This window comes from Streptomyces sp. NPDC000594 (assembly GCF_040299965.1).
Taxonomy (GTDB): Bacteria; Actinomycetota; Actinomycetes; order Streptomycetales; family Streptomycetaceae; genus Streptomyces.
This window is the reverse complement of record NZ_JBEPCY010000002.1, coordinates 227,284-251,020: the sequence shown is the minus strand read 5'-3', so window position 1 is coordinate 251,020 and position 23,737 is coordinate 227,284. Positions and strand designations below refer to the sequence as shown.

Sequence of the window (23,737 nt, the reverse complement as noted above, 5' to 3'; positions counted from 1 at the left end):
ATGGGCGTCGCGGGAGCGGCCCCCGGCTCCGGAGCGGGGCCTGCGGGAAGCACCATGGACCGGGACGAGGTGGACCGCGCGCTGGGCCGCCTCGGCGCCGAGCACGAGGCCATCGAGACCTCGCTGCTCGCGCTCCAGGACCACGCGGGCCGCAGACTCCTGGAGGGCGCCGAGCTGACCGGGACCACCCGGGAGCGCTGGATCGTCGCCGACGAGTCGATCGGCAGACTCTGGGATCTCTTCGACGCGTACACCGACGCCCTCACGGAGGTACGGGAGCTGCGGGCGCGCCGCCGCTGGCCCGGCCGGGAGGACCTGGTGGAGCTGACCGACCGGCTGCGGGGCCGCCGGGTGACGGTGTCGGCGCCGCCGGGGTTCATCGGGCTCTCCGTCGACGGCCCGTTCCGGCTCGCCGAGGAGTTCACCCTGGAGGAGCTGGTGGAGCGGATGAACGGGTTGTACGCCGCTTCGCTCGATGTCGTCGTCACGGCCGACGCGGTCTGGTCGGCGCTGCCCGCCCGGATCGATCTGCTCTCGGCGGAGCTCCAGCGCACCCGTTCGCTGGCGCACGCCGCCGGGGTACGCCCCGGGGAGCACCCGGCGGGGGACGAGCTGGAGGCGATCACCGGGGAGCTGACGATCCTGCGGGCCCAGGTGATCTCCGATCCGCTGGCCTTCTGGCGTCCCACTCCGGGGAGTTCGGCCCCCGGGGGCGGCCGGCCGGACACCGAGCGGTACGACGGGGCCGCGCGCGCCCTGGACGACATCCGGCGCGAGGTGGAGGCGGTGCTCCAGGTGCGGCAGGACTCCGAGCAGCGGCTGCTGCGGCTGCGGGATGTGCTCTCCCGCGCCGACCGCACCCTCGCGGAGGCCCGTACCGCCCGGGGTGAGGTGCTGGCGAAGATCGCCGCGTCGGAGGTGCCCGCGGTCAGCGGCCCGCCGACGGCGCTCCAGGAGCGGCTGGGCCGGGCGGCGGAGTACCGCAGGCGGGCCCAGTGGCACCGGCTCTCCCCGCTGCTGGAGGCGCTGGAGCGGGAGGCGGAGGAGGAGCTGCTGCGGGCGCGCGAGTCCCTGACGGCGGTCACCGCGCCGCTGGCGGTCCGGGCGGAGCTGCGGGGGCGGCTGGACGCGTACCGGGCGAAGGCGACCCGGCACGGCTGCGCGGAGGATCCGCTGCTGGTCGAGCGGTACGACCAGGGGCGCCGGATGCTGTGGAGCGCGCCCTGTGATCTGCGCGCCGCCGAGCAGGCGGTGCTGCGCTATCAGTGGGCGGTGGCGGAGGTGCTGGACGGCCGGGCGCCGGGCGCCGGGGGCGAGGGGGGCGGGGGATGAACGCGGGCGAGGTATGCGGCCGGGCGGGATGTCCGGGTGTGTACGAGGATATGGGCGGCGGGGTGCTGTACTGCGACACCTGCGGCCTCGCGCCGGGGGGCGGGTCGGGGACGGCCGCCGCACCGGAGTCGTCGGAGTCATCGGGGTCGTCGGGGTCGTCCCGGGCATCGGTCCCGGGGCAGCTGTCCCGCTCCCGGGGCACCGGCTCCGGGCGTTCCGGACGCTCGGTCTCCGTACGCAACTCCGTGCGCTCAACGGGATCCGGGCCGGGCTCCTCGGAGGCGACGGCGCCCTCCGTGCCGTCGGGGCGCGGCCGGCTGGGCGCGGGCCTGTTCTCCGTCCCCGAGGTGCCCCGCCCCGATCCCCGCGCCGCCGTCATGGCCCATGCGGAGGTCCCCGAGCGGAAGCGATTCTGCTCCCGTGCGGAGTGCGGCGCCCCCGTGGGCCGTTCACGCGGGGACCGCCCGGGGCGCACCGAGGGCTTCTGCACCTCCTGCGGCCATCCGTACTCGCTGGTCCCCAAGCTGGCCGCCGGTGATGTGGTGCACGGGCAGTACGAGGTGGTGGGCTGTCTCGCCCATGGCGGCCTCGGCTGGATCTATCTGGCGGTGGACCACGCGGTCTCGGAGCGCTGGGTGGTCCTCAAGGGGCTGCTGGACACGGGCGACCAGGACGCCATGGCCGCCGCCATCGCCGAGCGCCGTTTCCTCGCCGAGATCGAGCACGCCACCATCGTCCGCATCTACAACTTCGTGGAACATCTGGACCAGCGGACCGGCTCCCTCGACGGCTACATCGTCATGGAGTACGTGGGCGGCAAGTCCCTGAAGGAGCTGGCCAACGACCGCCGGGACGCCTCCGGGCGGCGCGATCCGATGCCGGTGGAGCAGGCGTGCGCCTATGGCATCGAGGCGCTGGACGCCCTGGGTCATCTGCACAGCCGGTCCCTGATCTACTGCGACTTCAAGATCGACAACGCGATCCAGCAGGGGGACCAGCTGAAGCTGATCGACCTGGGCGCGGTGCGGCGGATGGACGATCCGGACTCCGCGATCTACGGCACGGTGGGCTACCAGGCCCCCGAGGTCGGCGAGACGGGGCCGACGGTCGCCTCCGACCTCTATACGGTGGCCCGGACCCTCGCGGTGCTGACCCTCGACTTCCAGGGCTACACCACGGTGTTCGCGGACTCGCTGCCGAGCCCGGAGCACGTCGAGGTGTTCCGGACGTACGAGTCGTTCTACCGGCTGCTGGTCCGGGCGACGGACCCGGATCCGGAGCGGCGGTTCGCCTCCGCCCAGGAGATGGCCGAGCAGCTGACGGGGGTGCTGCGGGAGGTGGTCGCGCTCCGGACGGGCCGTCCCCGTCCGGCGCTGTCGACGCTCTTCGGCCCCGAGGTACGGGTCACCGGTACGGAGCTGTTCACCCCGGCGGCCGAGGAGGAGGTGTCACGGCTGGGCGTACGCCCCACGGGTCCGCGGGGGCGCGGCGAGCCGATGGTGGCGCCGCGTGTCGGGCTGCTCGCCCCGCTCGACGTACCGGCCGCCGCGCTCGCGCTGCCGGTCCCCCGGGTCGATCCGGGCGACCCGCACGCGGGACATCTGGCGGGTCCGATGCCCGCGTCCCCCGCCGAACTGATCGCCGCACTGCGGGCCGTGCCCGACCCCTCGGCCGGGATCCGGCTGCGGGAGGTCCGGGCCCTGCTGGAGGCGGGGGAGCCCGAGGAGGCCGCGGCGGTCCTCGACCGGTCCACCGCGCCCGACGGCGGGGAGGGTACGGGGGACGTCCCGGCCGACGCCTGGCGGACGGTCTGGTACCGGGGCCTGACCGCGCTGGCCGCCGGGGACCACGGGACGGCGGCGGACTGCTTCGACGCGGTGTACGACGCCCTGCCCGGTGAGCCCGCGCCCAAACTCGCGCTGGCGCTCTGTGCCGAGGTGCTGGGCCGGACGGAGAGCGCGGCGGAGTTCTACCGGCTGGTGTGGACGAGTGACCTCTCCTATGTGGGGGCCGCGTTCGGGCTGGCCCGGGTGCGGCTCACGGCGGGCGACCGGGCGGGGGCGGTCGCCGCGCTGGAGTCGGTGCCGGAGCTGTCGGTCCACTGCACCGCCGCCCGGGTGGCGGCGGTCCGGGCCCGGCTGCGGCGGCGCCCCGCCGATGCCCCTCTGCTGGACGATCTGGTGGCCTCGGCGGACCAGGTGGCGGAGTTGACGGCGGCGGGTCTGGACCCGGTGCGGCGCGAGTGGCTGACCACGGAGGTACTGGGCACGGCGCTGGACTGGGTACTCTCCGGTAGTCCCGGAGCCCGTCCGTCCGTACCGGCCCCGCCGAGCGCGCCGGGGTCCGGTGATCCATCCGCCGGGCCCGTGTCGCTGCTCGGCTGCGCGTTGGACGAGCGCGGTCTGCGCTTCGGACTGGAACGCTCCTTCCGGGCACTCGCCCGGCTCGCCCAGCACGGCGAGGAGCGGATCGACCTGGTGGAGCGCGCCAACCGCTACCGCCCCCGGACGTGGGTGTGATTGATGTCGCCGCAGATGCACCGGCCCGACGCCGACCGGATGTGCCCCGCCTGCGCGGAGCCGCTGGAGCAGGAGGACCGCTACTGCGGGGCCTGTGGACAGGGGGTGCCGGCCGGTAGCGACCGGCCCACCCTCGCCATCGGGTCCCCGCCCTTCGGCCAGGGGCCGGGGGTCTCCGTGCCGCCGCCGGGGGGTGGTCCGGACGCGTCGCAGCGACGGGGCGGATACCCGGAACCCGCGTACCCGGAACCCTCTTACCCGGAGTCACCGACCCCGACCCCGGCCCCGGCCGCGTACCCGGAGCCGTCCGCTTACCAGGGTCCGGGCGCGTACCCGGAGCCCGGCGCGCGCCAGGAGCAGGGCTCGCCCCCGTACCCGTATCAGGAGCCGTCCGGGCAGGCCCCGCACCCCGGTTCCCCGGCGCCCCAGCACGGGGTGATGGACCCTCCGGGGGGCGGCGGGACCGCTCCGGTGGCCCCCGGGAGCGGCGGGGATCCACGGGCCCCCGGCGGCCCCGCCCCCGCCGGGGCGCCGGGCACCGTCTGCGCCGCCTGCCGGGCCGGCCGGGTCGACCGGGACGGGTACTGCGAGACCTGCGGGCACGCCCAGCCCGACGCACGGGACCACCAGGAGCTGGAGCTGAGTTCGGTGGCGGCCGTCAGCGACCGGGGCCGGCGCCACCACCGGAACGAGGACGCCTTCGCGGTGTCCGTGACCGCCCTGCCCGATGGCTCCCCCGCGACCGTCGCCGTCGTCTGTGACGGGGTCTCCTCGGCGACCCGGCCCGACGAGGCGTCACGGGCCGCCGCCCGGACCGCCGATGAGCTGCTGCTGGCGGCGCTCCCCCGGGGCGTCCACCCCCAGCAGGCCATGCGTGACGCGATCCTCGCCGCCGGGGCGGCCGTCAACGACCTCGCCAAGCAGCCCCCGTCCGGGGGTGATCCCCGGACACCGGAGCCCCACCACCGGCTGAACGCCCCGGCCTGCACCATCGCCGCGGCGGTCTCGGCCGGCGGGCTGCTGATCGTCGGCTGGATCGGCGACAGCCGGGTCTACTGGGTGCCCGACGACCGCTCCCGGCAGGCCTCCCGGCTCACCGAGGACGACTCCTGGGCCGCCCAGATGGTCGCCGCGGGGCTGATGGGCGAGGCGGAGGCGTACGCGGACGAGCGGGCGCACGCCATCACCGGGTGGCTGGGCGCCGACGCCTATGAACTGGACCCGCATGTGATCGCGTTCGCCCCCGACCACCCCGGGGTGGTGGTGGTCTGCACCGACGGCCTGTGGAACTACGCGGAGGCCCCGACGGCCATGGCCCGGACCGTCCCCGTGGACGCCGCCGCCCGGCCGCTGCCCGCGGCCCGCTCCCTGGTGGTGCACGCCCTCGACGGCGGCGGCCACGACAACATCACCGTGGCGGTGCTGCCCTTCCCCGTGGCACCGGCCGGTACACGTCCCTCCCCCGACCGGCACCACCGGCCCTGACGGCCGGCGCCCGGCACCGGCCGAACAGCGCATGACCAGCGGCGCATGACCAGCCGCGCATGACCAGCAAGGCGGGGGCCCGCGACGGGGCGGGCCCCCGGCACCAGGTACCGGCCGCCGGGATCCGGCACCGGGGGAGTCCGGCCCGTACGGCCGTGCCCGCCCGGTGACCCGGGCACCCCGAGTGGAGCCCCAAGGCCCTCAAGGAGTCCATCAGATGGCCAATTTCGCCAAGTCGCAGGTGCCGCAGTTCTCCGTCGAGGTGTACCAGAACGAGTACCTCCCCGAAGGCGGGCGCGAGGTGAACGCGATCGTCACGGTCACCTCCACCGGCGGCGGCACCAGCGGGGGCGCCCCCCTGCGGGCCGGGACGGCGGAACCGGTGGACCGCGCGGGAGCGGTGCCCGGCGCGGCCGTGGTGCTCATGGTGGACTGCTCGGGCTCCATGGACTACCCGCCCGCCAAGATGCGCAACGCCCGGGAGGCCACCGCCGCCGCGATCGACACCCTGCGCGACGGTGTGGAGTTCGCGGTGGTCGCGGGGACCCACCGGGCCGTCGAGGTCTACCCCGGCGGCGGCCGGCTGGCCACCGCTGACGCCGCCCACAGGGCTCAGGCGAAGGAGGCCCTGCGGTCGCTCACCGCCTCCGGCGGCACCGCGATCGGTACCTGGCTCTCCCTCACCGACACCCTGCTCACCACCGCGCGGAGCCCCATCCGCCACGGCATCCTCCTCACCGACGGGCGCAATGAGCACGAGAGCCCGGCCGATCTGCGCGCCACCCTGGACCGGCTGGCCGGACGGTTCACCTGTGACGCGCGCGGGGTGGGCACCGACTGGGAGGTCAAGGAGGTCACCGGCATCGCCTCGGCGCTGCTCGGCACGGCGGACATCGTCGCCGATCCGGCGCAGCTCGCCGCCGACTTCACCGGCATGATGGAGAAGGCGATGGGGAAGGGGGTCGCCGATGTGGCGCTGCGGCTGTGGACCCCGGTGGGGGTGGAGATCCAGTTCGTGAAGCAGGTGGCGCCGACGGTGGAGGATCTGACCGCCCGGCGGACCGACGCGGCGCCCCGGATCGGGGACTACCCGACGGGTTCCTGGGGCGACGAGTCCCGGGACTACCACCTCTGCGTCCGGGTGCCGGAGGCGGGGATCGGCCGGGAGATGCTGGCCGCCCGTGCCTCGCTGATCATCCCCGACGCCATGGGCGCGGGGGCGCCCGAGGTGCTGTCGCAGGGGCTGATCCGGGCGGTGTGGACCGACGATCTGGCCGCGACGACCGGGATCAATCCGCAGGTCGCCCACTACACCGGGCAGGCGGAGCTGGCCCAGGCGATCCAGCTCGGTCTGGACGCGCGCAAGCTGGGGGATTTCGACGGCGCGACCGCCCGGCTGGGCCGTGCGGTGCAGCTCGCGGCGGCCTCCGGAAACGAGGACACCGCGAAACTCCTTTCGAAGGTGGTGGACGTGGTGGACGCGGCGACAGGTACTGTGCGACTGAAGGCCAAGGTCGCCGAGGCCGATGAGATGACGCTCGAAACACGCTCCACGAAAACGGTGCGGGTGAAGAGATAGGTCCCGTCGCGCGGCGGCCGTCGGCCGTGTGAGCGAGTTCGTGGCGAGCAACGTTTCGCGGCGAGCAGGTTCGTGGCGAGCAAGTTCGTGGCGAGCGATTTTTCCGTACGCGTGAGAGCGCGTGATGAGCACGACAGGACACGGCCCTCGGGCCGGACGAGGAGAGGGGGAAGCGCCTCCATGCCGACCTGCCCGAACGGACACCGGTCGGGAGCCGACGACTGGTGCGAGGTCTGTGGCCACCGCATGGACGGTCCCGGCGCTCCGACCGGTGCCGTACCGCCTCCCCCGCCGCCCGGTTACGGGTATCCGGGGCCGGGCCGCGATCCGCATGCCACCGCCCAGGCGGAGCTGTGCCCGCAGTGCCGGACGCCCCGGGAGGCGAACGCCCCGTTCTGCGAGGAATGCCGGTTCAACTTCGTGACCCAGAAGGCGACCTCGTACACGCCGATCGCTCCGGCGCCGCAGCCTCCGTCGGCGGGGGTGAACCTTCCTTCGGGCTTCACCAACCGGCCGCCGGGGGCGGGGCCGGGCGGTCCCCATGGCTCCTCCCACGGTTCCCACAGCTCTCATGGCGCTCCGGGGCATCAGGGGCCGGGGGGTCCGATGGGTCCCGGTGGGCCCGGCGGTCCGATGGGGCCGGGGGGCCAGGGTGGCTTTCCCGGGTCGCCCGGTGGTCCCGGAGGCCCGGGTGGCCCCGGAGGTCCAGGGGGTCACGGTGGCCCCGGTGGTCATGGTGGCGGTCCCGGGGGCGGTCCCGGGGGTGCCGACCCGTTCGGCTATCACGGCTCACGTCCGTCCCAGCTCAACCGGCCCGCCGAGGCGTTCGGCGACGGCCCGGGGCATGGCTCCTTCCCGCCGCCGGGCCCGTCCTCGCCGTTCCCCCAGGGACCGGGACAGCCCGGGCCGGGGCAGCGCGGCCCGGGACAGCAGGGTCCCGGACAGCAGGGACCGGGTCCGCAGGGGCACGGTCCGCAGGGTGGTCCGGGGCAGCAGGGCGGCCCGGGTCAGCCCGCGCGGCCGGGGCCGCAGGTCCCGCCCGGCCCCTCGGCCCCCCTGGCGCCCCCGCCCGGCTTCCCGCACCAGGCCTCCGCGCCCACCGCGCCGCCGCGCCATCAGCAGCCCCCGGCCCCGGCGGCGGACGACTGGATGCTGCCGCCGCCCTCCCAGTCCTCCTCGCCCTTCCCGCAGGGGCCGGGGCAGCCGGAGCACCCCGGGCCGGGGTCGGCGCCCGGTCAGCACCAGTCGCCGCCCTCGTACCAGTCCCCCGGCGGCTGGACCGCCGTCATCGCCCCGGACCGTGAGTACTTCACGGCGATGATGCAGCGCAGCGGACCGGACGCCGGCGGCCTCAGCCTGCCCGCGTACGCCCCTGAGCAGCATCTCCAGCTCTCCGGCAGCCAAATCACCATCGGCCGCCGCAGACAGTCCACCGGGGAGGCGCCCGATATCGATCTGTCGGTGCCGCCGGAGGACCCGGGGGTCTCGCACAAGCACGCCGTCCTGGTGCAGCAGCCGCACGGCGGCTGGGCGGTCGTCGACCAGAACTCCACCAACGGCACCACGCTCAACGGCGGTGAGGAACCGATCCAGCCGTATGTTCCGGTCCCGCTGAACGACGGCGACCGGGTGCATGTCGGGGCCTGGACGACGATCACCGTCCACCGCGACTGACCCGGCACGGACCGGCGCCGCTCCCGGTGTTCAGCCGGGGTCGCGCCGCCCGAGGGGCCACACATAGGGCCCCTCGGGATCGTCCAGCCAGGCCCACTGCCGCCGCCCCCGGACCGTGACCCCGAAACGGTCCCGGGCGGGACGGCGCTCCCGCCGCCAGAGCGAGAGCGCCTCATGCGGATCGAGCCCGTCCGCGGTGAGGGTCAGCAGGAAGCGGAAGGAATCGTTCTCCATCGCCCCGCGGGAAAGCGGCCCCCGGGGAAGCGGCCCCCGTCGCGGTGACCGCTGCCCCGGCGCACCGCCCCGTAGCGGTACGAAATGCACCGGGATCCGGAGAAACCTCCCCTCCGCACTCGGCTCCGCCCCGCCCCCGCGTACCCGCAGCACGATCAGACCGGTGGAGAGCGGGGCGACGATCACCGCACCGGGACGGCACTGCGGCAGCCATGCGTACGGGATGGCCGGTACGGTGCAGGTCGCCAGGATCCGGTCGTACGGGCCGCGCTCCGGGCAGCCGCGCGAGCCATCACCGGTGATCACCGTCGGCCGGAATCCGGCGGCGGCCAGATGGGCCCGCGCCGAGTCGGCGATCTCCGGCTCGCTGTCGACGGTGGTGACCCGGTCGTCGCCGAGCCGGTGGCAGAGCAGGGCCGCGTTGTAGCCGGTGCCGGTGCCGATCTCCAGGACGGCATCCCCGTACCGCACCTCCAGCGCGTGGAGCATCAGGGCCATGAGGGAGGGCCGGCTGCTGGAGGAGATCAGCTCACCGTCACGGACCCGGGTGGCGAGCGGCCCGTCGTAGTAGGCGCCCCGCAGCCAGCGGTTCCGGCGTACCGGATCGGGGTCCTCCCGCCAGAGCCGCTCGTACCGCCCGGCACCGGGCACGATGGCGTCCCGGGGCACGAAGTAGTACGGGACGAAGAGATGCCGGGGCACCTCCTCGAAGGCGAGCCGCCAGGACGGATCGGTGAGGACGCCCGCGGAGAGCAGCAGCCGCGCCAGGGCGGCGCGGGCCTCGGTGGCGGGCTCGGCATACGGTTCCAGTGACGACCCCATGTCTCCACTCTGCTGCACCGGCCCCGGACCGTGCGAACATCCACGCCCGTGAGCAGGAGGGCCGGAGGGTCAGAGGGCCCAGGCGTAGGGGACCTAGGCCATCGGTCCTCGTCCGCGGTGTCTGAGACCATGGACAGGTGACTGAGATCCGGCGCGGCAGCCTCGACGAGCGGACCTTCTACGAGCAGGTAGGCGGCGAGCCCACCTTCCGGCGGCTGGTGCACCGCTTCTACCAGGGAGTAGCCGAGGACCCGCTGCTGCGGGCCATGTACCCCGAGGAGGACCTCGGCCCCGCCGAGGAGCGGTTCGCCCTCTTCCTGATGCAGTACTGGGGCGGCCCCCGCACCTACAGCGAGGAGCGCGGCCACCCCCGGCTGCGGATGCGGCATGTCCCCTTCGTCGTGGACCGGGCCGCGCACGACGCCTGGCTGCGGCACATGCGGGACGCCGTGGACGAGCTGGAGCTGTCCCCGGAGCACGAGCGCCAGCTCTGGGACTATCTGGTCTATGCCGCCGCGTCGATGGTGAACACCCCGGGCTGAGCTGCCCCGGGTCAGCCTGGGCCCTCCGGGCCGTCGGTCGGGTCGGGTGGGCCGGGTGGGTCGGCCAGCATCCCGGTCACCCAGGAGTGGAACTCCCCGATGTGGCGCTCGGCCGGGACCAGCACCCCTCCGGCCCGGTAGGCGCGGGACGCCATCCCGGGCTGGGTGCGCTCACAGACCGCGAAGTCCTGCTCGTTGACCCGGTGGAACAGCTCGACCGAGCGCCCGGTGTCCGCACCCGAGGCGATCACCTCGGGGGCGTAGAGCCAGTCGCACTCGATCACCGTGCCGTCGTACGCGTACGGGAACATCCGGTGGACGATCACATGGTCCGGCACCAGATTGATGAAGACCTGCGGGCGGACGGTGATCGCGAAGTAGCGCCGGTCCTGGTGGTCGGCGATCTCCGGGAGCCGGCCGAAGCCCTCGCCGCCGTCGACGGTGAAGCCGCGCGCCTCCTCGGCGAAGGCGACTCCCCGGCCGACGCCGGTCTGGGCGGCGTAGCCCCCGCCGAACTCGGGCAGCACCGCGACCAGTTCGGGGTGGATGGTCGGACAGTGGTAGCACTCCATGAAGTTCTCGATCAGCAGCTTCCAGTTGGCCCGTACGTCGTAACGGATCCGGCGGCCGAGGGCCAGGGTGTCGACCCGGTAGTGGTCGATGGCGGCACCGTCCCCGAGACGCCCGGTGACCGCGCCCCGGACCTCGGTGTCGAAGGAGGGCGGGCGGTCGGCGAGACAGAGCCAGGCATAGCCGAGCCACTCCCGCAGGGCGACCGGGCGCAGCCCATGGGCGCCCCGGTCGAGCTGCGGCATCCGCGCCAGATGGGGGGCGGCGACCAGGGAGCCGTCGAGGTCATAGCTCCAGGAGTGGTACGGGCAGCGCAGGGTGCGGCGGACCGTACCCGACTCCTCCGTGCAGAGCCGGGTGCCGCGATGGCTGCACACATTGAGGAAGGCGCGCAGCTCACCGGCGGTGTTCCGGACGACCAGGACGTTCTCCCGGCCGATCGGTACGGTGCGGAAGGCGCCGGGGGCCGCCAGGTCGGCGGAGCGCAGCGCGCAGAACCACAGCGCCTCGAAGATCCGCTCCTGTTCCCGGGCGAAGGACTCCGGGGTGCTGTAGGCGTGACCGGGGAGGGTACGGATGAGGCTGCCGCCGTCGGGCGCGGCTCCGGTCGGTGCTGCCATGGCGGGCCCCCTCGGACGGGCGGGTGCGCTCCGGCGGACGGGTGCGCTCCGACGGGCGCGTGGGTTCGGACGGACGGGTGGGCTCAGGCGGGCGCGTGGGCGAAGCGGCCGGGGTCGAAGAGCGAGATGGGGTGGCGGGTGGTGCCGTCCAGGGCGAGATCGGCGAGGATCTCCCCCACCACGGTGACGAACTTGAAGCCATGGCCGGAGAAGCCGCAGGCCACCGTGGTGTGCCCGGGGTGCGCCGGATGGCGGGCGATCACGAAGTGCTCATCGGGGGTGGTGGAGTACATGCAGGTGACGGCCTTGATCAGCCGCCCGGGGAGGGTGGGCAGCGAGGTCGCGAGCCGCCCGGCGATGGTCTCCACCTCATGGTCGTGGACGGTCCGGTCGATGGTCTCGGGGGTGCAGGGGGTGCCGTTCTGCCGGAAGAAGGCGACCTTCGCCCCGCCGTCGGGACCGTCGATGGCGGGGAAGCCGTAGACCTGGGTCCCGGCGGTGTTCTCCCAGACATAGATGGGGTGCCGGTCGGGGTGGTACGGGCCGGTGCCGCCGTGCGGCTGGAACCAGTACATGATCTGGCGCTCGATCCTGATCGGCACCCCGATGTCGGCGAGCAGTCGGGGCGCCCAGGCGCCGGGGCAGATCACCAGATGCCCGGCCGTATAGGTGTCGTCGGGGGTGTGGACCCGTACCCCGTCCCGGTACGGCTCCCAGCGGGTGACCGGTTCCTGGAAGTGCAGCTCGGCGCCGTGGCGGGTGGCGAGCTGGAGATGGGCGGCGACGGTGGCCTCGGGGCGGAGCAGCCCGGCGCGGGCCTCGTACAGGCCGATCTCCTCGTCGGCGGGGGTCAGGGTGGGGAAGCGGCGGCGGATCTCGCGGGCGTCGAGGATCTCATGGGGCAGGCCCCACTGGTCGGCTGAGCGGCGGGCGCCCGCGACGGTGCGGGAGTCCGGCGGGCCGAGCATCACACCGCCGCAGAGCAGGGCGATGTCCCGGCCGGTGTCCCGTTCGACCTGCTCGTACAGCTCATAGGCTCGCAGCAGGAGCGGGACATAGGCGGGGTCCTCGAAGTAGGACTGCCGGGTGACCCGGGAGCCGCCGTGGCTGGAGCCATGGCGGTGGACGGGGCCGAAGCGTTCCAGGCCGAGGACCCGGACGCCCCGGGCGGCGAGATGGGCCGCCGCGGCACTGCCCATGCCGCCGAGGCCGAGCACGATCACATCGTAGGCCGGTGCCATGTCCGCTCTCTCATTCCGTTCGCCTCACACCACTGTTCTCACTGCACTTCACCGCACCGCGCTGCTCTCGCTGCCCTGCTTTCGGTGCGCTGCTCTCATCACTGCTCCGACTCCGCTGCTCTCACACCGCTGAGCTGCGGATTCTGGTCATGTCGGGGTCGACGAGGGGTTCCTCGGCGACGGTGGCCGCCTTCCGCTCCCCGAAGTAGGCGATCTGGACGGGGGTGCCGGGCGGCAGCGGGGGCAGCCAGGCGTAGGCGACACAGCGGCCGATGGTGGGTCCGTACGCGGCGCTGGTGACATGTCCGGCCGGTCGGCGCCCGCCGCCCGCGTACACGGGTTCCTTGCCGAGGACGACGGCGGTGGGGTCGTCCAGGGTGAGGCAGGTGAGCCGGCGGTCGGGGGTACGGGAGCCCAGGGCGTCCCGGCCGGTGAAGTCGCCCTTGTCGGGGCGGACCGCGAAGCCGAGGCCGGCCTGGTAGGGGGTGTCCTCGCTGGTCATGTCGCGACCCCAGGCGCGGTAGCCCTTCTCCAGGCGGAGCGCTTCGAAGGCGCCGCGGCCCGCCGCGACCGCTCCGTGCGCCGCCCCGGCCGCCCAGAGGGTGTCCCACAGCCGCAGGCCGAGATCGGCGGTGGTGTACAGCTCCCAGCCGAGTTCGCCGACATAGCTGAGGCGGAGCGCGATGACCGGGACCTCGCCGACGCAGGTGCGGCGGGCGCGGAACCAGCCGAAGGCGCGGTGCGAGAAGTCGTCCCGGGTCAGCGACTGGACCAGGGCGCGGGCGCGCGGGCCCCAGACGCCGATACAGCAGGTTCCGGCGGTGATGTCGCGGACCTGGACGGTGTCGGGGGCGGCGCGCCGCAACAGCTCGGGGTCGGCGGGGGTGTTGGCACCGATCTGGAAGTGCTGGTCACCGAGGCGGGCGACGGTGAGATCGGAGCGGATGCCGCCGTGGTCGTCGAGGAGGAGGGTGTAGGTCACCGAGCCGACGGGGCGGGCGAGTTGGTTGGTGGTCATCCGCTGGAGGAAGGCGAGGGCTCCGGGGCCGGTGACCTCCAGACGGCGCAGCGGGGTCATGTCGTAGAGGGCGACCCGTTCCCGGGTGGCGCGGGCCTCGGCGGCGACGATGGGCGACCAGTGGCGCGCGGACCAGGCGTCGCGCTGGGGCGGGGGGTCGCCCTCGGCGGCGAGCGCCGCGTTGGCCTCGTACCACTGCGGGCGTTCCCAGCCGCCGGCCTCCAGGAAGTAGGCGCCCAGTTCGCGCTGGCGCCGGTGGAAGGGGCTGATCCGCAGGGGGTGGGGGTCGGTGGGGGGATCGAGGGGGTGGACGATGTCGTACACCTCGGCGAAGGCGCGGGCGCCGCGCCGGGCGGTGTACGCGGGGGAACGCTGGGCTCCCTCGAAACGGGTGATGTCGCACTCATGGAGGTCGAGGGCGGGGCGGCCGTCGGTCATCCACTGGGCCAGGGCCTCGGCGACTCCGGCGGAGTGGGTCACCCAGACCGCCTCGGCGAGCCAGAAGCCGCCCAGTTCGGGGGCCTCGCCGAGCAGGGGCATCCCGTCGGGGGTGAAGGAGAAGACGCCGTTGAGGCCGTCGGCGACGGAGGTGGCGCCGAGGATGGGCAGCAGCGAGACGGCCTCGTCCCAGCTGGGGCGCCAGTCGTCGGGGGTGAAGCCGAGCGAGGAGGGCATGACGGGGGCGTCGTCGTAGGCGGGGAGGGTGCGGGGGTCGACGGGCAGCGGCCGGTGGGCGTACGAGCCGATGCCGAGGGTGGTGGAGCCATGGGCGCGGAAGTACAGGTCGTGTTCCTGGTGCCGCAGGATGGGCAGCCCCTCGGGGAGGGGGTACGGCAGCGGGCCGGTGCGGGCGTACTGATGGGCCAGCGGCTGGAGGGGTACGGTGACGCCCGCCAGCTCGCCGATCACGGGGCCCCAGAGTCCGGCGGCGCAGACCACCCGCCCGGCGGGGAAGGTGCCCCGGTCGGTGACCACGGCGCTGACATGGTCCTTCTCGCGTTCGACGCCGATGACGGTATGGCGGTCGAGGAAGCGGGCGCCCCGGGCGATGGCGCGTTCCCGGTGGCGGGTGGCGGCGTCGACGGCGCGGGCGATGCCGTCGCCGGGGGTGTGGAGTCCGCCGAGCACCCGGCCGGGGGCGAGCAGGGGCCAGAGGCGGTGGCAGCGGGCGGCGGGGATCACCTCGGCGCGCAGGCCCCAGGAGGCGGCGAGTCCGGCGCGGCGGTGGAGGTCGGCGAGGCGCTCCTCGGTGGTGGCGATCTCCAGGCCGCCGACGGGGTGGAAGGCGCCGAGGCGGGTGAAGGTGGCGACGGTGCGGGCGGCGAGACGGGCCATGGTGCGGGAGGGGTTGAGCTGGAAGACCAGCCCGGGGGCGTGCGAGGTGGAGCCGCCGGGGGCGGGCAGGGGGCCCTGGTCCACGACGGTGACGGCGCTCCAGCCCCGGGCGGTCAGCTCGTCGGCGAGGGCGCAGCCGACGATGCCGGCGCCGATGATGACGACGGGGGTGCGGCGGGGGTCGGGCGCACCGGGCGGAACACTCGGCCCGCGCGGGCGGGTGGCGGTACGGGCACCGGTGGCGGGGGCTTCCGGCGTCCCGGGGGCTGGGGGTGTTGGGTGTTCCGGGTGTTCCGGGTGTTCCGGGGGTGCTGAGCATGCCGGGCGCTTGGGGCGCGGTGGGTACTCCGAACACGGTGGGTGCTCCGGGCGCGGTGGGGGTGGTGGAGGTGGTGCCCCCGGCGCCTCGGTCATGCCGGGCTTCCCGGGCCTGCTTCCCATTCCTCGACCCCCGGTCGCAGCGGTGTGCACGATGGGTTGCGCGATGGGAGCCATAGTGGGAACGGCGTTCGTCACCGTCAAGGGAATCGACCGGGCCGCCCGGCCGACGGCCGCCGAACGGCGGGATACCTACCCCGTACCGCACCGCCGGGCGGGCCTGCGGAACGGCCGGGGCGGGTCCGTCAGTGGGTGTGCGGACGGGTGGGGGTGACGCTGAGCGCGCCGAGCCCGGCCGTGCGCAGGGCGATGGAGCCGAAGGGGGTGCGCAGCCGCAGCCAGGAGCCGCTGGCGAGCAGCGCCGCCGGGACGCCGGGCCGCAGAAAACCGAGGGACTGCGCGGCGTGCACCGCCCGCAGCGGCAGTGGGGTGTCCCCGAGGGTCCTGGACCAGATCTCCCGGCCGATCCGGTCCCGCTCGGCGCGGGTGCGCCGTTCCTCGGGCAGTTCCTCGTCCCGGGCGCGGAACTCGGCGACGGCCGAGGCCACGGCCTGCCGCATCCCGTCGGCGTCGGGCAGCCCCGGCAGGTCGCGCCATGCGCCCCGGGGCGGCAGCACCCCGGCCCACGGCGGTCCGGTCACGGGGGCGGGCATGGCGAACTCCGCCTCCCCGATGCTCTCCAGAAGCTCACCGGCGGAGACGGTGGTGTCCAGCCGGGCGGGCCCGGCCAGCCGGGCGGCGCGGACCGCCAGCACCTCGAAGGAGGGCGGGCGGCCGAAGACGGCCAGCTCGGGCCGGGGCCCCTCGGGGCCGCCGGCCTGGACCCGCACCACGGCGGCGCGGTCGTAGTGCAGCAGCCGGGCGAGGAAGGCGGAGAGATCCTCCGCCTCCCTCGCGTCGGCACAGCGCAACTGCTGGACGGGCACGCTCATCCGACGAGCGCGTCCTCTTCCACGGTGGGCACATACCGCTGGAGGTAGGACTTCTCCTCCGCGGTGATCCGGCGCGGGCGTCCGGCCTCCAGGTCGTACGGCACCACCACGGTCGAGGCCCGTACATACACCTGGTCGGAGCCCTCCGCGTCCTTCACCTCATAGGCGATGGTGAGGGAGGCGGACCGGATCTGCGTCACCCAGGACTCGATCACCACCGGCTCGTGCCGGTGGACCAGCGGCCGCACGTAGTCGATCTCATGGCGGGCCACGACCGACCCGCCCGAGAACGACGGGGACCCGTCACCGGGCCGCAGCCGGAACATGAAATCGATCCGCGCCTCTTCCAGATACCGCAGGAAGACGACGTTGTTGACATGCCCGAAGGCGTCCATGTCCGACCAGCGGAGCGGACAGTGGTAGATGTGCCGGGCCATGGGTGACTCCGCCCCTCAGCCCCGGGTGAGCTTCTTGTAGGTGGCGCGGTGCGGACGAGCGGCGTCGGCGCCCAGCCGCTCGATCTTGTTCTTCTCGTACGACTCGAAGTTGCCCTCGAACCAGAACCACTTGGACTCGCCCTCGTAGGCGAGGATGTGGGTGGCGACCCGGTCCAGGAACCAGCGGTCGTGGGAGACGACCACGGCGCAGCCCGGGAACTCCAGCAGCGCGTTCTCCAGCGAGGAGAGCGTCTCGACGTCGAGGTCGTTGGTCGGCTCGTCGAGGAGGAGTAGGTTGCCGCCCTGCTTGAGGGTGAGGGCCAGGTTCAGCCGGTTGCGCTCACCGCCGGAGAGCACGCCCGCGGGCTTCTGCTGGTCCGGGCCCTTGAAGCCGAACGCCGAGACATAGGCGCGGGACGGCATCTCGACCTGGCCGACGTTGATGTAGTCCAGCTCGTCGGAGACGACGGCCCACAGCGTCTTCTTGGGGTCGATGTTGGCGCGGGACTGGTCGACGTAGGAGATCTTGACGGTCTCGCCGACCTTGATGGTGCCGGAGTCCGGCTGCTCCAGGCCCTGGATCATCTTGAACAGCGTGGTCTTGCCGGCGCCGTTGGGGCCGATGATGCCGACGATGCCGTTACGCGGGAGGGTGAAGCTGAGGTCGTCGACGAGGACCTTGTCGCCGAAGGCCTTGGAGAGGTTCTCCACCTCGACCACGACACTGCCCAGCCGCGGCCCCGGCGGGATCTGGATCTCCTCGAAGTCCAGCTTCCGCATCTTGTCGGCCTCGGCCGCCATCTCCTCGTACCGGGCCAGTCGGGCCTTGGACTTGGCCTGCCGCCCCTTGGCGTTGGAGCGGACCCACTCCAGCTCTTCCCTGAGCCGCTTGGCGCGCTTGGCGTCCTTCTGGCCCTCGACCTTCAGACGGGCCTGCTTGCTCTCCAGGTAGGTGGAGTAGTTGCCCTCGTAGCCGATGGCACGGCCGCGGTCCAGCTCCAGGATCCAGCCCGCGACATTGTCGAGGAAGTACCGGTCGTGGGTGATCGCGACGACGGTGCCGGGGTACTTGGCGAGGTGCGCCTCCAGCCACTGGACGGACTCGGCGTCCAGGTGGTTGGTGGGCTCGTCCAGGAGGAGCAGGTCGGGGGCCTCCAGCAGCAGCTTGCAGAGGGCCACCCGGCGCTTCTCACCACCGGAGAGGTTGGTCACGGCCCAGTCCCCGGGGGGGCAGCCCAGGGCGTCCATGGCCTGCTCCAGCTGGGCGTCGAGGTCCCAGGCGTTGGCGTGGTCCAGGTCCTCCTGGAGCTTGCCCATCTCCTCCAGCAGCGCGTCGGAGTAGTCGGTCGCCATCTGCTCGGCGATCTCGTTGAACCGGTCGAGCTTGCCCTTGATACCGGCCACGCCGTCCTGGACGTTCTCCAGCACGGTCTTGGACTCGTCCAGCGGCGGCTCCTGGAGCAGGATGCCGACGGTGTACCCGGGGGACAGGAAGGCGTCACCGTTGGAGGGCTGCTCCAGACCGGCCATGATCTTCAACACTGTGGACTTACCGGCGCCGTTCGGGCCGACCACACCGATCTTCGCGCCGGGCAGGAAGCTCAGCGTCACGTCATCGAGGATGACCTTGTCGCCGTGCGCCTTGCGCGTCTTGCGCATCGTGTAGATGTACTCAGCCAAGAGAAACCGTCCGGCAGCTAAGTGGGTGGGCAGAGATACACCCCATCTTGCCGTACGTCCATCCCCCGACGGAAACCGGTCAGAGCGCGGAGGCGGGTGGGATCGGCCCGACCATGGGGGCGGGGCGGTCACGTACGGTGACATCGCCCCGCCCGTGGGTCACTCCACGGGGTTGCGGCGGCGCAGGACGAGGAGCGTGGCCCCGCCGACGGCGATCAGCACCGCGGCCCCGCCGGCTATCAGAGGGGTGATGCCGGAGCCACCGGTGGCCGCGAGGTCCTCATCGGAGGAGTTCATGGGCTCCGAGTCCGCCAGGGCCGCTCCCCCGGCCGAGGCGGGTGCCGCCTGGGAGACAGGGACGGGTGAGGCGGAGGCCGAGGGGGACGCACCGGCCGGACCGGCGGTGCGGCAGTCCAGCACGCCCCGGAAGCTCCGGCTGAAGCTCTCGGCGGCGGGGGGCGGGGCGTCCGCGCCCGTCTCCGCCCCGGCGGCGGTGCCCGCCGGGTCCGCGGTGCCCGCCGGGTCCTGGGCGTCCGCGCCCGTCCCCACCCGGACCTCCGCCCCGTTTTCCGCCCCGTCTTCAGCCCGGCTTTCCGTTTCGGTCTTCGCCCCCGGCTCCGCTCCGGACTCCGTCCCGGTGCCGCTGTCCGTGCGGGACTCCTGCGGCCGCACGCCCTTTCCGTCCTCCGGGCCCGCTCCGGTGGGTCCCCCAGCGGGCCCCCCGGTGGTGCCGGACCCCTCGGCCGTCCCGGGACGGCCTGCCGCCGGGGCACCGGGCCCGGACGGGAGCTTTCCGCTCTCCGTCCGCGGCCGGCCGTCCTCCCGGCCCTCGGCCCCGTCGTCGGTCCGGCCCTCGGCGGCTTCCTGCCCGGCCGCCGGTGGCTGCTGGGCCCCGGTGACCCGGATGTCGTACGGCTGGTCCTCCGGCACCGGCACCGTGACCGTCCGGCTGCGCCCCGCCGGGACCGTGTGGGTCTTCCCACCCGCCACCTCGAAGGTGAGCGGGGTGTCCCCGGTGTTGGCCGCGGTGATGTCCAGACCGGGGGCGGCACAGTTGTTCCGCGCCGAGAGGGCCGGTATCGCCCCCTGGGCCGCCCAGACCACGGTGGTGGTGGCGGAGACGGTGGACTCACTGGAGTGGGCGAGTATCTGGGTCTGGCTGCCGGTCCCCGAGGTGAACGCCCGGCCCACCGGCACGGAGGTGGCCGTCTGGGCGGTCAGCTCGGCCGAGCCGTCCGGGAGCCCCTCGGGGACACGGACGTACACCTTCGCGCCGTCGCGTACCGAGGTGAGCCGCTTGCCGTCGGCGTCGGTGACCTCGACCCCGTCGGCCGCCGCGTCCGGCGCCGGGGCGAGCGTGACCCGCCCGGCACCGGCGCGGACCGTCAGCGGACCGATCCGGCTGCCCGGCCGGCCCGTGATCACGCTGGGCTCCAGGCTGAGCGAGGCACGGGGCTCCGCCCCGTCCCTGGCCTTCCGCTCCAGCCAGTCCGCCAGCTTCTCGGCGGCGGGGTCGACCGCGGTGACCTTCGCCCCGTCGGAGTGGCGCCAGATGGCGACCTGGGTGCCCGCCGCCGCCGTCCGCTGGGTCAGCGGGCCGGTACCGGCTCTCTTGGCGAGCCGGGCGAGATCGTCGACCTGCGGGTAGGAGTTCCGCAGGATCCAGCGGATCCTGCCCGCGTCACGGCTCGCGCCGAGCGAGGTCTGCTTCCAGGGGGTCTCCAGATACCGCGCCTGCTCCTGGGCGGGGCTGTGGAGATCGATCCCATAGGTCTTGAGCCGTCCGCCGCCGTCGACGGTCATCTCGAAGAGACCGGCGGTCACCGTGCGGCTCCGGCCGTCCGCGCGGAGCACCGCGCGGTGGTAGGTCCCGAGTCCGTCCAGGGTCGCCTGCGCTCCGTCCTGCTGACGAACGTCCTCGTCGGCGACGGCTGTTCCCGCGCCGGCCAGCACACCGGTCAGCACGCTCGCCGCGAGCAGACCGGGCGTCAGCAGCAGCGCCACGAGGCGGCGGCGCGCAGCCCCATGGCCCCGTCCGCGTCCGGTGGACGCGGAATAGTTCGCAAACACAGAATTCCCTCCAGGCGAGGCGGTATTCGCAGGGGACACGCACGCACACGCACTGCATACGCCTGTGTGTACTGCGTGTTCATGTGGTGCGTGAGGGATGTGCCTCGCCGGCAGACTCAAGTGACCCGTGAATACTGGGGAATCCTAGATACGCCCGCGAGGCTCGACCTGCCGTCATACGGTCGAACACCCATTCCGAATCAGAATCGTTATCCCGCACCACCGGACCATCACCGTTCCCCCTTTCCCGCTCGGGCTCGCTCGGGCCCCGGTCGCCCCCGGCCGGACCCGGTCGGCACATCGCCCCCGCCGCTGCGGGGAACCACTGGTCAGAAGGGCGGTTTCAGATAATCGACGGCTTCCCCCGCGGCATTCGGGACCAGGGCGCCCGCACGCGCCTCCGAGGCGGCGACCGCGCCCCCCGCGCCCTCGTGCGCGAACTCCATCACCGCGTCATCACCCGCGCCGACCGGTGATTTTCCCGGGCGGGCATCCCCCGCCGCGGCGGCGACGGCGGGGTCCGCCGGAGGGGACGACCAGGTCACCGCCTCCTCCACCGGCTCTCCGGAGGGCTCCGCCCCGCCCGGCCGCTCCCTGGGCGGGCGCCGGAACGCCGAGGTCCCCCGGTTGAGGTCGTGGCCCACCGCCACCGCCTCGACATCCACGAAAGCCCTGCGCGCGGCCCGGGGATGATCGCCGTCGTGGGGGGCCTGGCGACCCTCCGGCTCACTCTCCCGTACCCGCAACCGTCCGTGTACGAGAAGGGGCTCCCCCACCGTCACCGAACCGGCCAGATTCCTGGCCAGATTGCGCCAGGCAAAGACCGTATAAAAGCCTGTCGGGCCATCCGCCCAACGCTCCTGCCGACGGTCCCAGCGACGCGGTGTCACCGCGAGCCGGAATCGCACCATCCCGCCCGTCGCCGTCTCCCGGTACTCGACCGGCGTGGCCGCATTACCCACCAGCGTCACCATGGCGTCGTTCATGACAGTCCCCTTCCCCTCCACTCCGGACGGCGCGCCGCCGACCGGATTCCATGCTGGGACGAGTCAAGGAATCCCGCTGGGCCCTGTGGACAGTCAGGCCCCTGTGGACAAAGCCGTCACCCTTCCTGATGCGCTGTCATACTCGGCCGCGGAACCTCTCACCGGTCCCGCGTCCCCACCGCTCCCCACCGATCCCCACCGGTGCCTGCCGCTCCCCACCGATGCCTGCCGCCGCGCGCCGGTGTCCGCCGGGGACAAGGACCGGACCCGCACCTCACCGCCGGCGCGCACGGGATCCGCCCCGCCCCGCCCCCGGGCGCCGCCGCCCCGCCCGCCCGGCCAGCGTGGCCGTGTTCCGGCCCGCGACCGTGGCGTACCGCTCCCGCACCTCCCGGTAACGGAGCAGCTCCCCCGCGACCGGATCGAGCACCATGGCCCGGCCGCACCCGGCGGCGGCCTCGCGCAGCCGCCGCCGCGCGTCCTGCCCGTACCGCCGCGCGGGGCCACGTACCGCCGCCGTACAGGCCCACTCCACCAGGGGACCGCCCACGACCCCGGCCGTCATCAGCAGCACCGGCACCAGCAGCCCCGGCGAAAGGACCCCGATGATCTGCCCCACCAGCCAGAGCCCCCCGTACACCTGGAGCAGGGTCATGGACATCTGTGCCAGCACCGCGGCGGGCCACCACGCGGGGCGCAGCGGCCGGCTGACCGCCTCCTCGGCCTCCCGCGCGGCCAGGGTGTCCAGGGCCTCCGGCAGTCCCTCGGCACCGCGCACCGCGGCCTCGCGCACGGCCTGGGACCAGGGGGCGGGCAGTCCCGCGGCGGCCTCGTCGGCGACGGCCCGTACCGCCTGCTCCACCCGCTGGCGCGCGGTCGGCTCCTCCTCCACCGGGACGGCTGCCGCCGGGGACCCGCTGCCGGGGGTGCGGACCCGTTCGTACCAGCGCCACAGCCGCAGCCAGGGCGTACCGCACGCCCGGATGGCGTGTCGGCGCCACTCGCGTTCGGCGGCCTCCCCCGCGGCCCCCGCGCCGACGGCCTCGGCGAGCCGGGCGGCGAACTCATCCCGGGCCCGTTCGTCCAGGCCGTTGCGGCTGTGGGCGACATACGCCGGGCGCAGCCCTTCCGCCGCCACGTCGACATCGGCGGCGAGCCGGCGCCCGGCGGCGGTCCGGGAGCGGACGAATTCCCCGAGTGATTCCCGTAGTTCGCCGACTCCCTCGCCGGTGAGTGCGGAGAGCGCGAGCACGGTGGCGCCCGGTTCGCCGTGTTCGCCCAGGGCCATGCCGTCGTCGTCCAGGAGTGCGCGCAGATCGTCCAGGACCTGGTCGGCTGCGTCGCCGGGGAGCCGGTCGACCTGGTTGAGCACGACGAAGGTGATCTCGGCATGACCGGCCAGGGGACGCAGATAGCGTTCGTGGAGTGCGGCGTCGGCGTACTTCTCCGGGTCGACGACCCAGATCACCGCGTCCACCAGGGCCAGGGCCCGGTCGACCTGTTCGCGGTGGCGCAGCAGCGCCGAGTCGTGGTCGGGCAGATCGACGAGGACCAGACCGGAGAGGGCGTCCTCGCCTCCGGCGAGGGGTCTGCGGCGCAGCCTCGGGGGGATGGCCAGCCGGTCCAGCAGTCCGGCCTCTCCCTCGGACCAGCTGCACGCGATCGGTGCGGAGGTGGTGGGGCGGCGCAGTCCGGTCTCGGAGAGGGGTACTTGCGCGAGGGCGTTGAAGAGGGTGGATTTCCCGCTTCCGGTGGCTCCGGCGATGGCCACGACGGTGTGCCGGGAGGAGAGCCGCTGCCGGGCGGAGGCTTCGTCGAGGACCCGGCGGCCCTCGGCGAGGGCGTCGCTCTCCAGCCGGGTGCGGGAGAGTCCGATGAGTTCGCGCAGGGCGTCGAGGCGGGTGCGGAGGGGGCCGTCGTAGCTGCCGCCGATGGGCTGGTGGTCGTCGCGGGGGCCGTAGGGGGCGGAGAGGTCGTCGGGTGGTTCGCGGTGCCCGTCACGGGATCCGTCGGTCGTCCCGGGGCCGCCGGTGGCGGTGTGGACGCCGTCCGGGCGGGCCCGGCGGGCGATCAGGCCGTCGTCCCAGCGGACGGTGGTCCGCCGTTCGGCGCCATTGCGGGTCCCTTTGTCCTTCTCCTCGCGGCCTTCCCGCCCCTCTTCCCCGGTCCGTTCCTCCCCCGCGCCCTCCCTCCTCTCCAGGGTTGTGTCCTGGCCCGTGCGGTCGCCGCCGCCCTGGCCACCGTCCTGGCCGCGGTCCGTGGTGTGCGCGGTGGTGGCCATGG

General features: G+C 73.9%; 15 protein-coding genes and 1 pseudogene. 6 read left to right on the top strand and 10 right to left on the bottom strand.

What is annotated here, in order from left to right:
- The 5 genes from ABT354_RS03805 to ABT354_RS03785 all read left to right on the top strand — a co-directional run bounded on the left by ABT354_RS03805 (window position 1) and on the right by ABT354_RS03785 (window position 8,589).
- A complete protein-coding gene (locus tag ABT354_RS03805; protein WP_351488536.1) occupies window positions 1–1,332 on the top strand; it encodes a hypothetical protein in 1,332 nt (443 codons plus the stop codon).
- Window positions 1,329–3,851, top strand: coding sequence for a serine/threonine-protein kinase (locus ABT354_RS03800; protein ID WP_351488533.1), 2,523 nt, complete (start codon window positions 1,329–1,331; stop codon window positions 3,849–3,851). Before ABT354_RS03805 ends, ABT354_RS03800 begins: the two co-directional genes overlap by 4 nt.
- A gap of 3 nt (window positions 3,852–3,854) precedes the next feature.
- A complete protein-coding gene (locus tag ABT354_RS03795) occupies window positions 3,855–5,336 on the top strand; it encodes a protein phosphatase 2C domain-containing protein (RefSeq protein ID WP_351488530.1) in 1,482 nt (493 codons plus the stop codon).
- Window positions 5,337–5,553: 217 nt separating this feature from the next.
- Window positions 5,554–6,915: a vWA domain-containing protein gene (locus ABT354_RS03790; RefSeq protein WP_351488527.1), complete on the top strand. Its 1,362-nt coding sequence runs from the start codon at window positions 5,554–5,556 to the stop codon at window positions 6,913–6,915.
- Between the two features lie 180 nt (window positions 6,916–7,095).
- Entirely contained in the window at window positions 7,096–8,589 is a 1,494-nt protein-coding gene (locus ABT354_RS03785; protein WP_351488525.1) for an FHA domain-containing protein, read from the top strand.
- Between the two features lie 30 nt (window positions 8,590–8,619).
- On the opposite strand, the gene ABT354_RS03780 is transcribed toward ABT354_RS03785, so the two are convergent.
- Window positions 8,620–9,645, bottom strand: a complete 1,026-nt coding sequence (locus ABT354_RS03780; protein WP_351488523.1) for a methyltransferase domain-containing protein — start codon at window positions 9,643–9,645, stop codon at window positions 8,620–8,622.
- A 137-nt stretch (window positions 9,646–9,782) separates the two neighbouring features.
- On the opposite strand from ABT354_RS03780, the gene ABT354_RS03775 reads away from it, so the two are divergent.
- A complete protein-coding gene (locus ABT354_RS03775) occupies window positions 9,783–10,187 on the top strand; it encodes a globin (RefSeq protein WP_351488520.1) in 405 nt (134 codons plus the stop codon).
- 11 nt (window positions 10,188–10,198) lie between these two features.
- On the opposite strand, the gene ABT354_RS03770 is transcribed toward ABT354_RS03775, so the two are convergent.
- From ABT354_RS03770 to ABT354_RS03725, 9 genes and pseudogenes are all read right to left on the bottom strand, one after another.
- Window positions 10,199–11,377: an aromatic ring-hydroxylating oxygenase subunit alpha gene (locus tag ABT354_RS03770; protein ID WP_351488518.1), complete on the bottom strand. Its 1,179-nt coding sequence runs from the start codon at window positions 11,375–11,377 to the stop codon at window positions 10,199–10,201.
- Between the two features lie 83 nt (window positions 11,378–11,460).
- Window positions 11,461–12,618 carry an N-methyl-L-tryptophan oxidase gene (solA, locus tag ABT354_RS03765; protein ID WP_351488515.1) on the bottom strand — a complete coding sequence of 386 codons (1,158 nt, stop codon included), beginning with the start codon at window positions 12,616–12,618 and terminating at the stop codon, window positions 11,461–11,463.
- A 121-nt stretch (window positions 12,619–12,739) separates the two neighbouring features.
- Window positions 12,740–15,385, bottom strand: a complete 2,646-nt coding sequence (locus ABT354_RS03760; protein ID WP_351488512.1) for a GcvT family protein — start codon at window positions 15,383–15,385, stop codon at window positions 12,740–12,742.
- Between the two features lie 209 nt (window positions 15,386–15,594).
- Entirely contained in the window at window positions 15,595–16,281 is a 687-nt protein-coding gene (locus tag ABT354_RS03755; protein ID WP_351488509.1) for a DUF8185 domain-containing protein, read from the bottom strand.
- Window positions 16,278–16,718 (bottom strand): acyl-CoA thioesterase, encoded by a 441-nt coding sequence (locus ABT354_RS03750; RefSeq protein WP_351488506.1) that lies wholly within the window; start codon window positions 16,716–16,718, stop codon window positions 16,278–16,280. The genes ABT354_RS03755 and ABT354_RS03750 overlap by 4 nt, the downstream gene beginning before the upstream one ends.
- Before the next feature lie 15 nt (window positions 16,719–16,733).
- Entirely contained in the window at window positions 16,734–18,398 is a 1,665-nt protein-coding gene (ettA, locus tag ABT354_RS03745) for an energy-dependent translational throttle protein EttA (RefSeq protein ID WP_351488503.1), read from the bottom strand.
- Window positions 18,399–18,557: 159 nt separating this feature from the next.
- Window positions 18,558–20,468, bottom strand: coding sequence for a TQXA domain-containing protein (locus ABT354_RS38015; RefSeq protein WP_502983310.1), 1,911 nt, complete (start codon window positions 20,466–20,468; stop codon window positions 18,558–18,560).
- A gap of 584 nt (window positions 20,469–21,052) precedes the next feature.
- Window positions 21,053–21,454: pseudogene (locus tag ABT354_RS38010) on the bottom strand (single-stranded DNA-binding protein); the annotation flags it as partial.
- A 274-nt stretch (window positions 21,455–21,728) separates the two neighbouring features.
- Window positions 21,729–23,735 (bottom strand): YfjP family GTPase, encoded by a 2,007-nt coding sequence (locus tag ABT354_RS03725; RefSeq protein WP_351488497.1) that lies wholly within the window; start codon window positions 23,733–23,735, stop codon window positions 21,729–21,731.
- Window positions 23,736–23,737 lie beyond the last annotated feature (2 nt).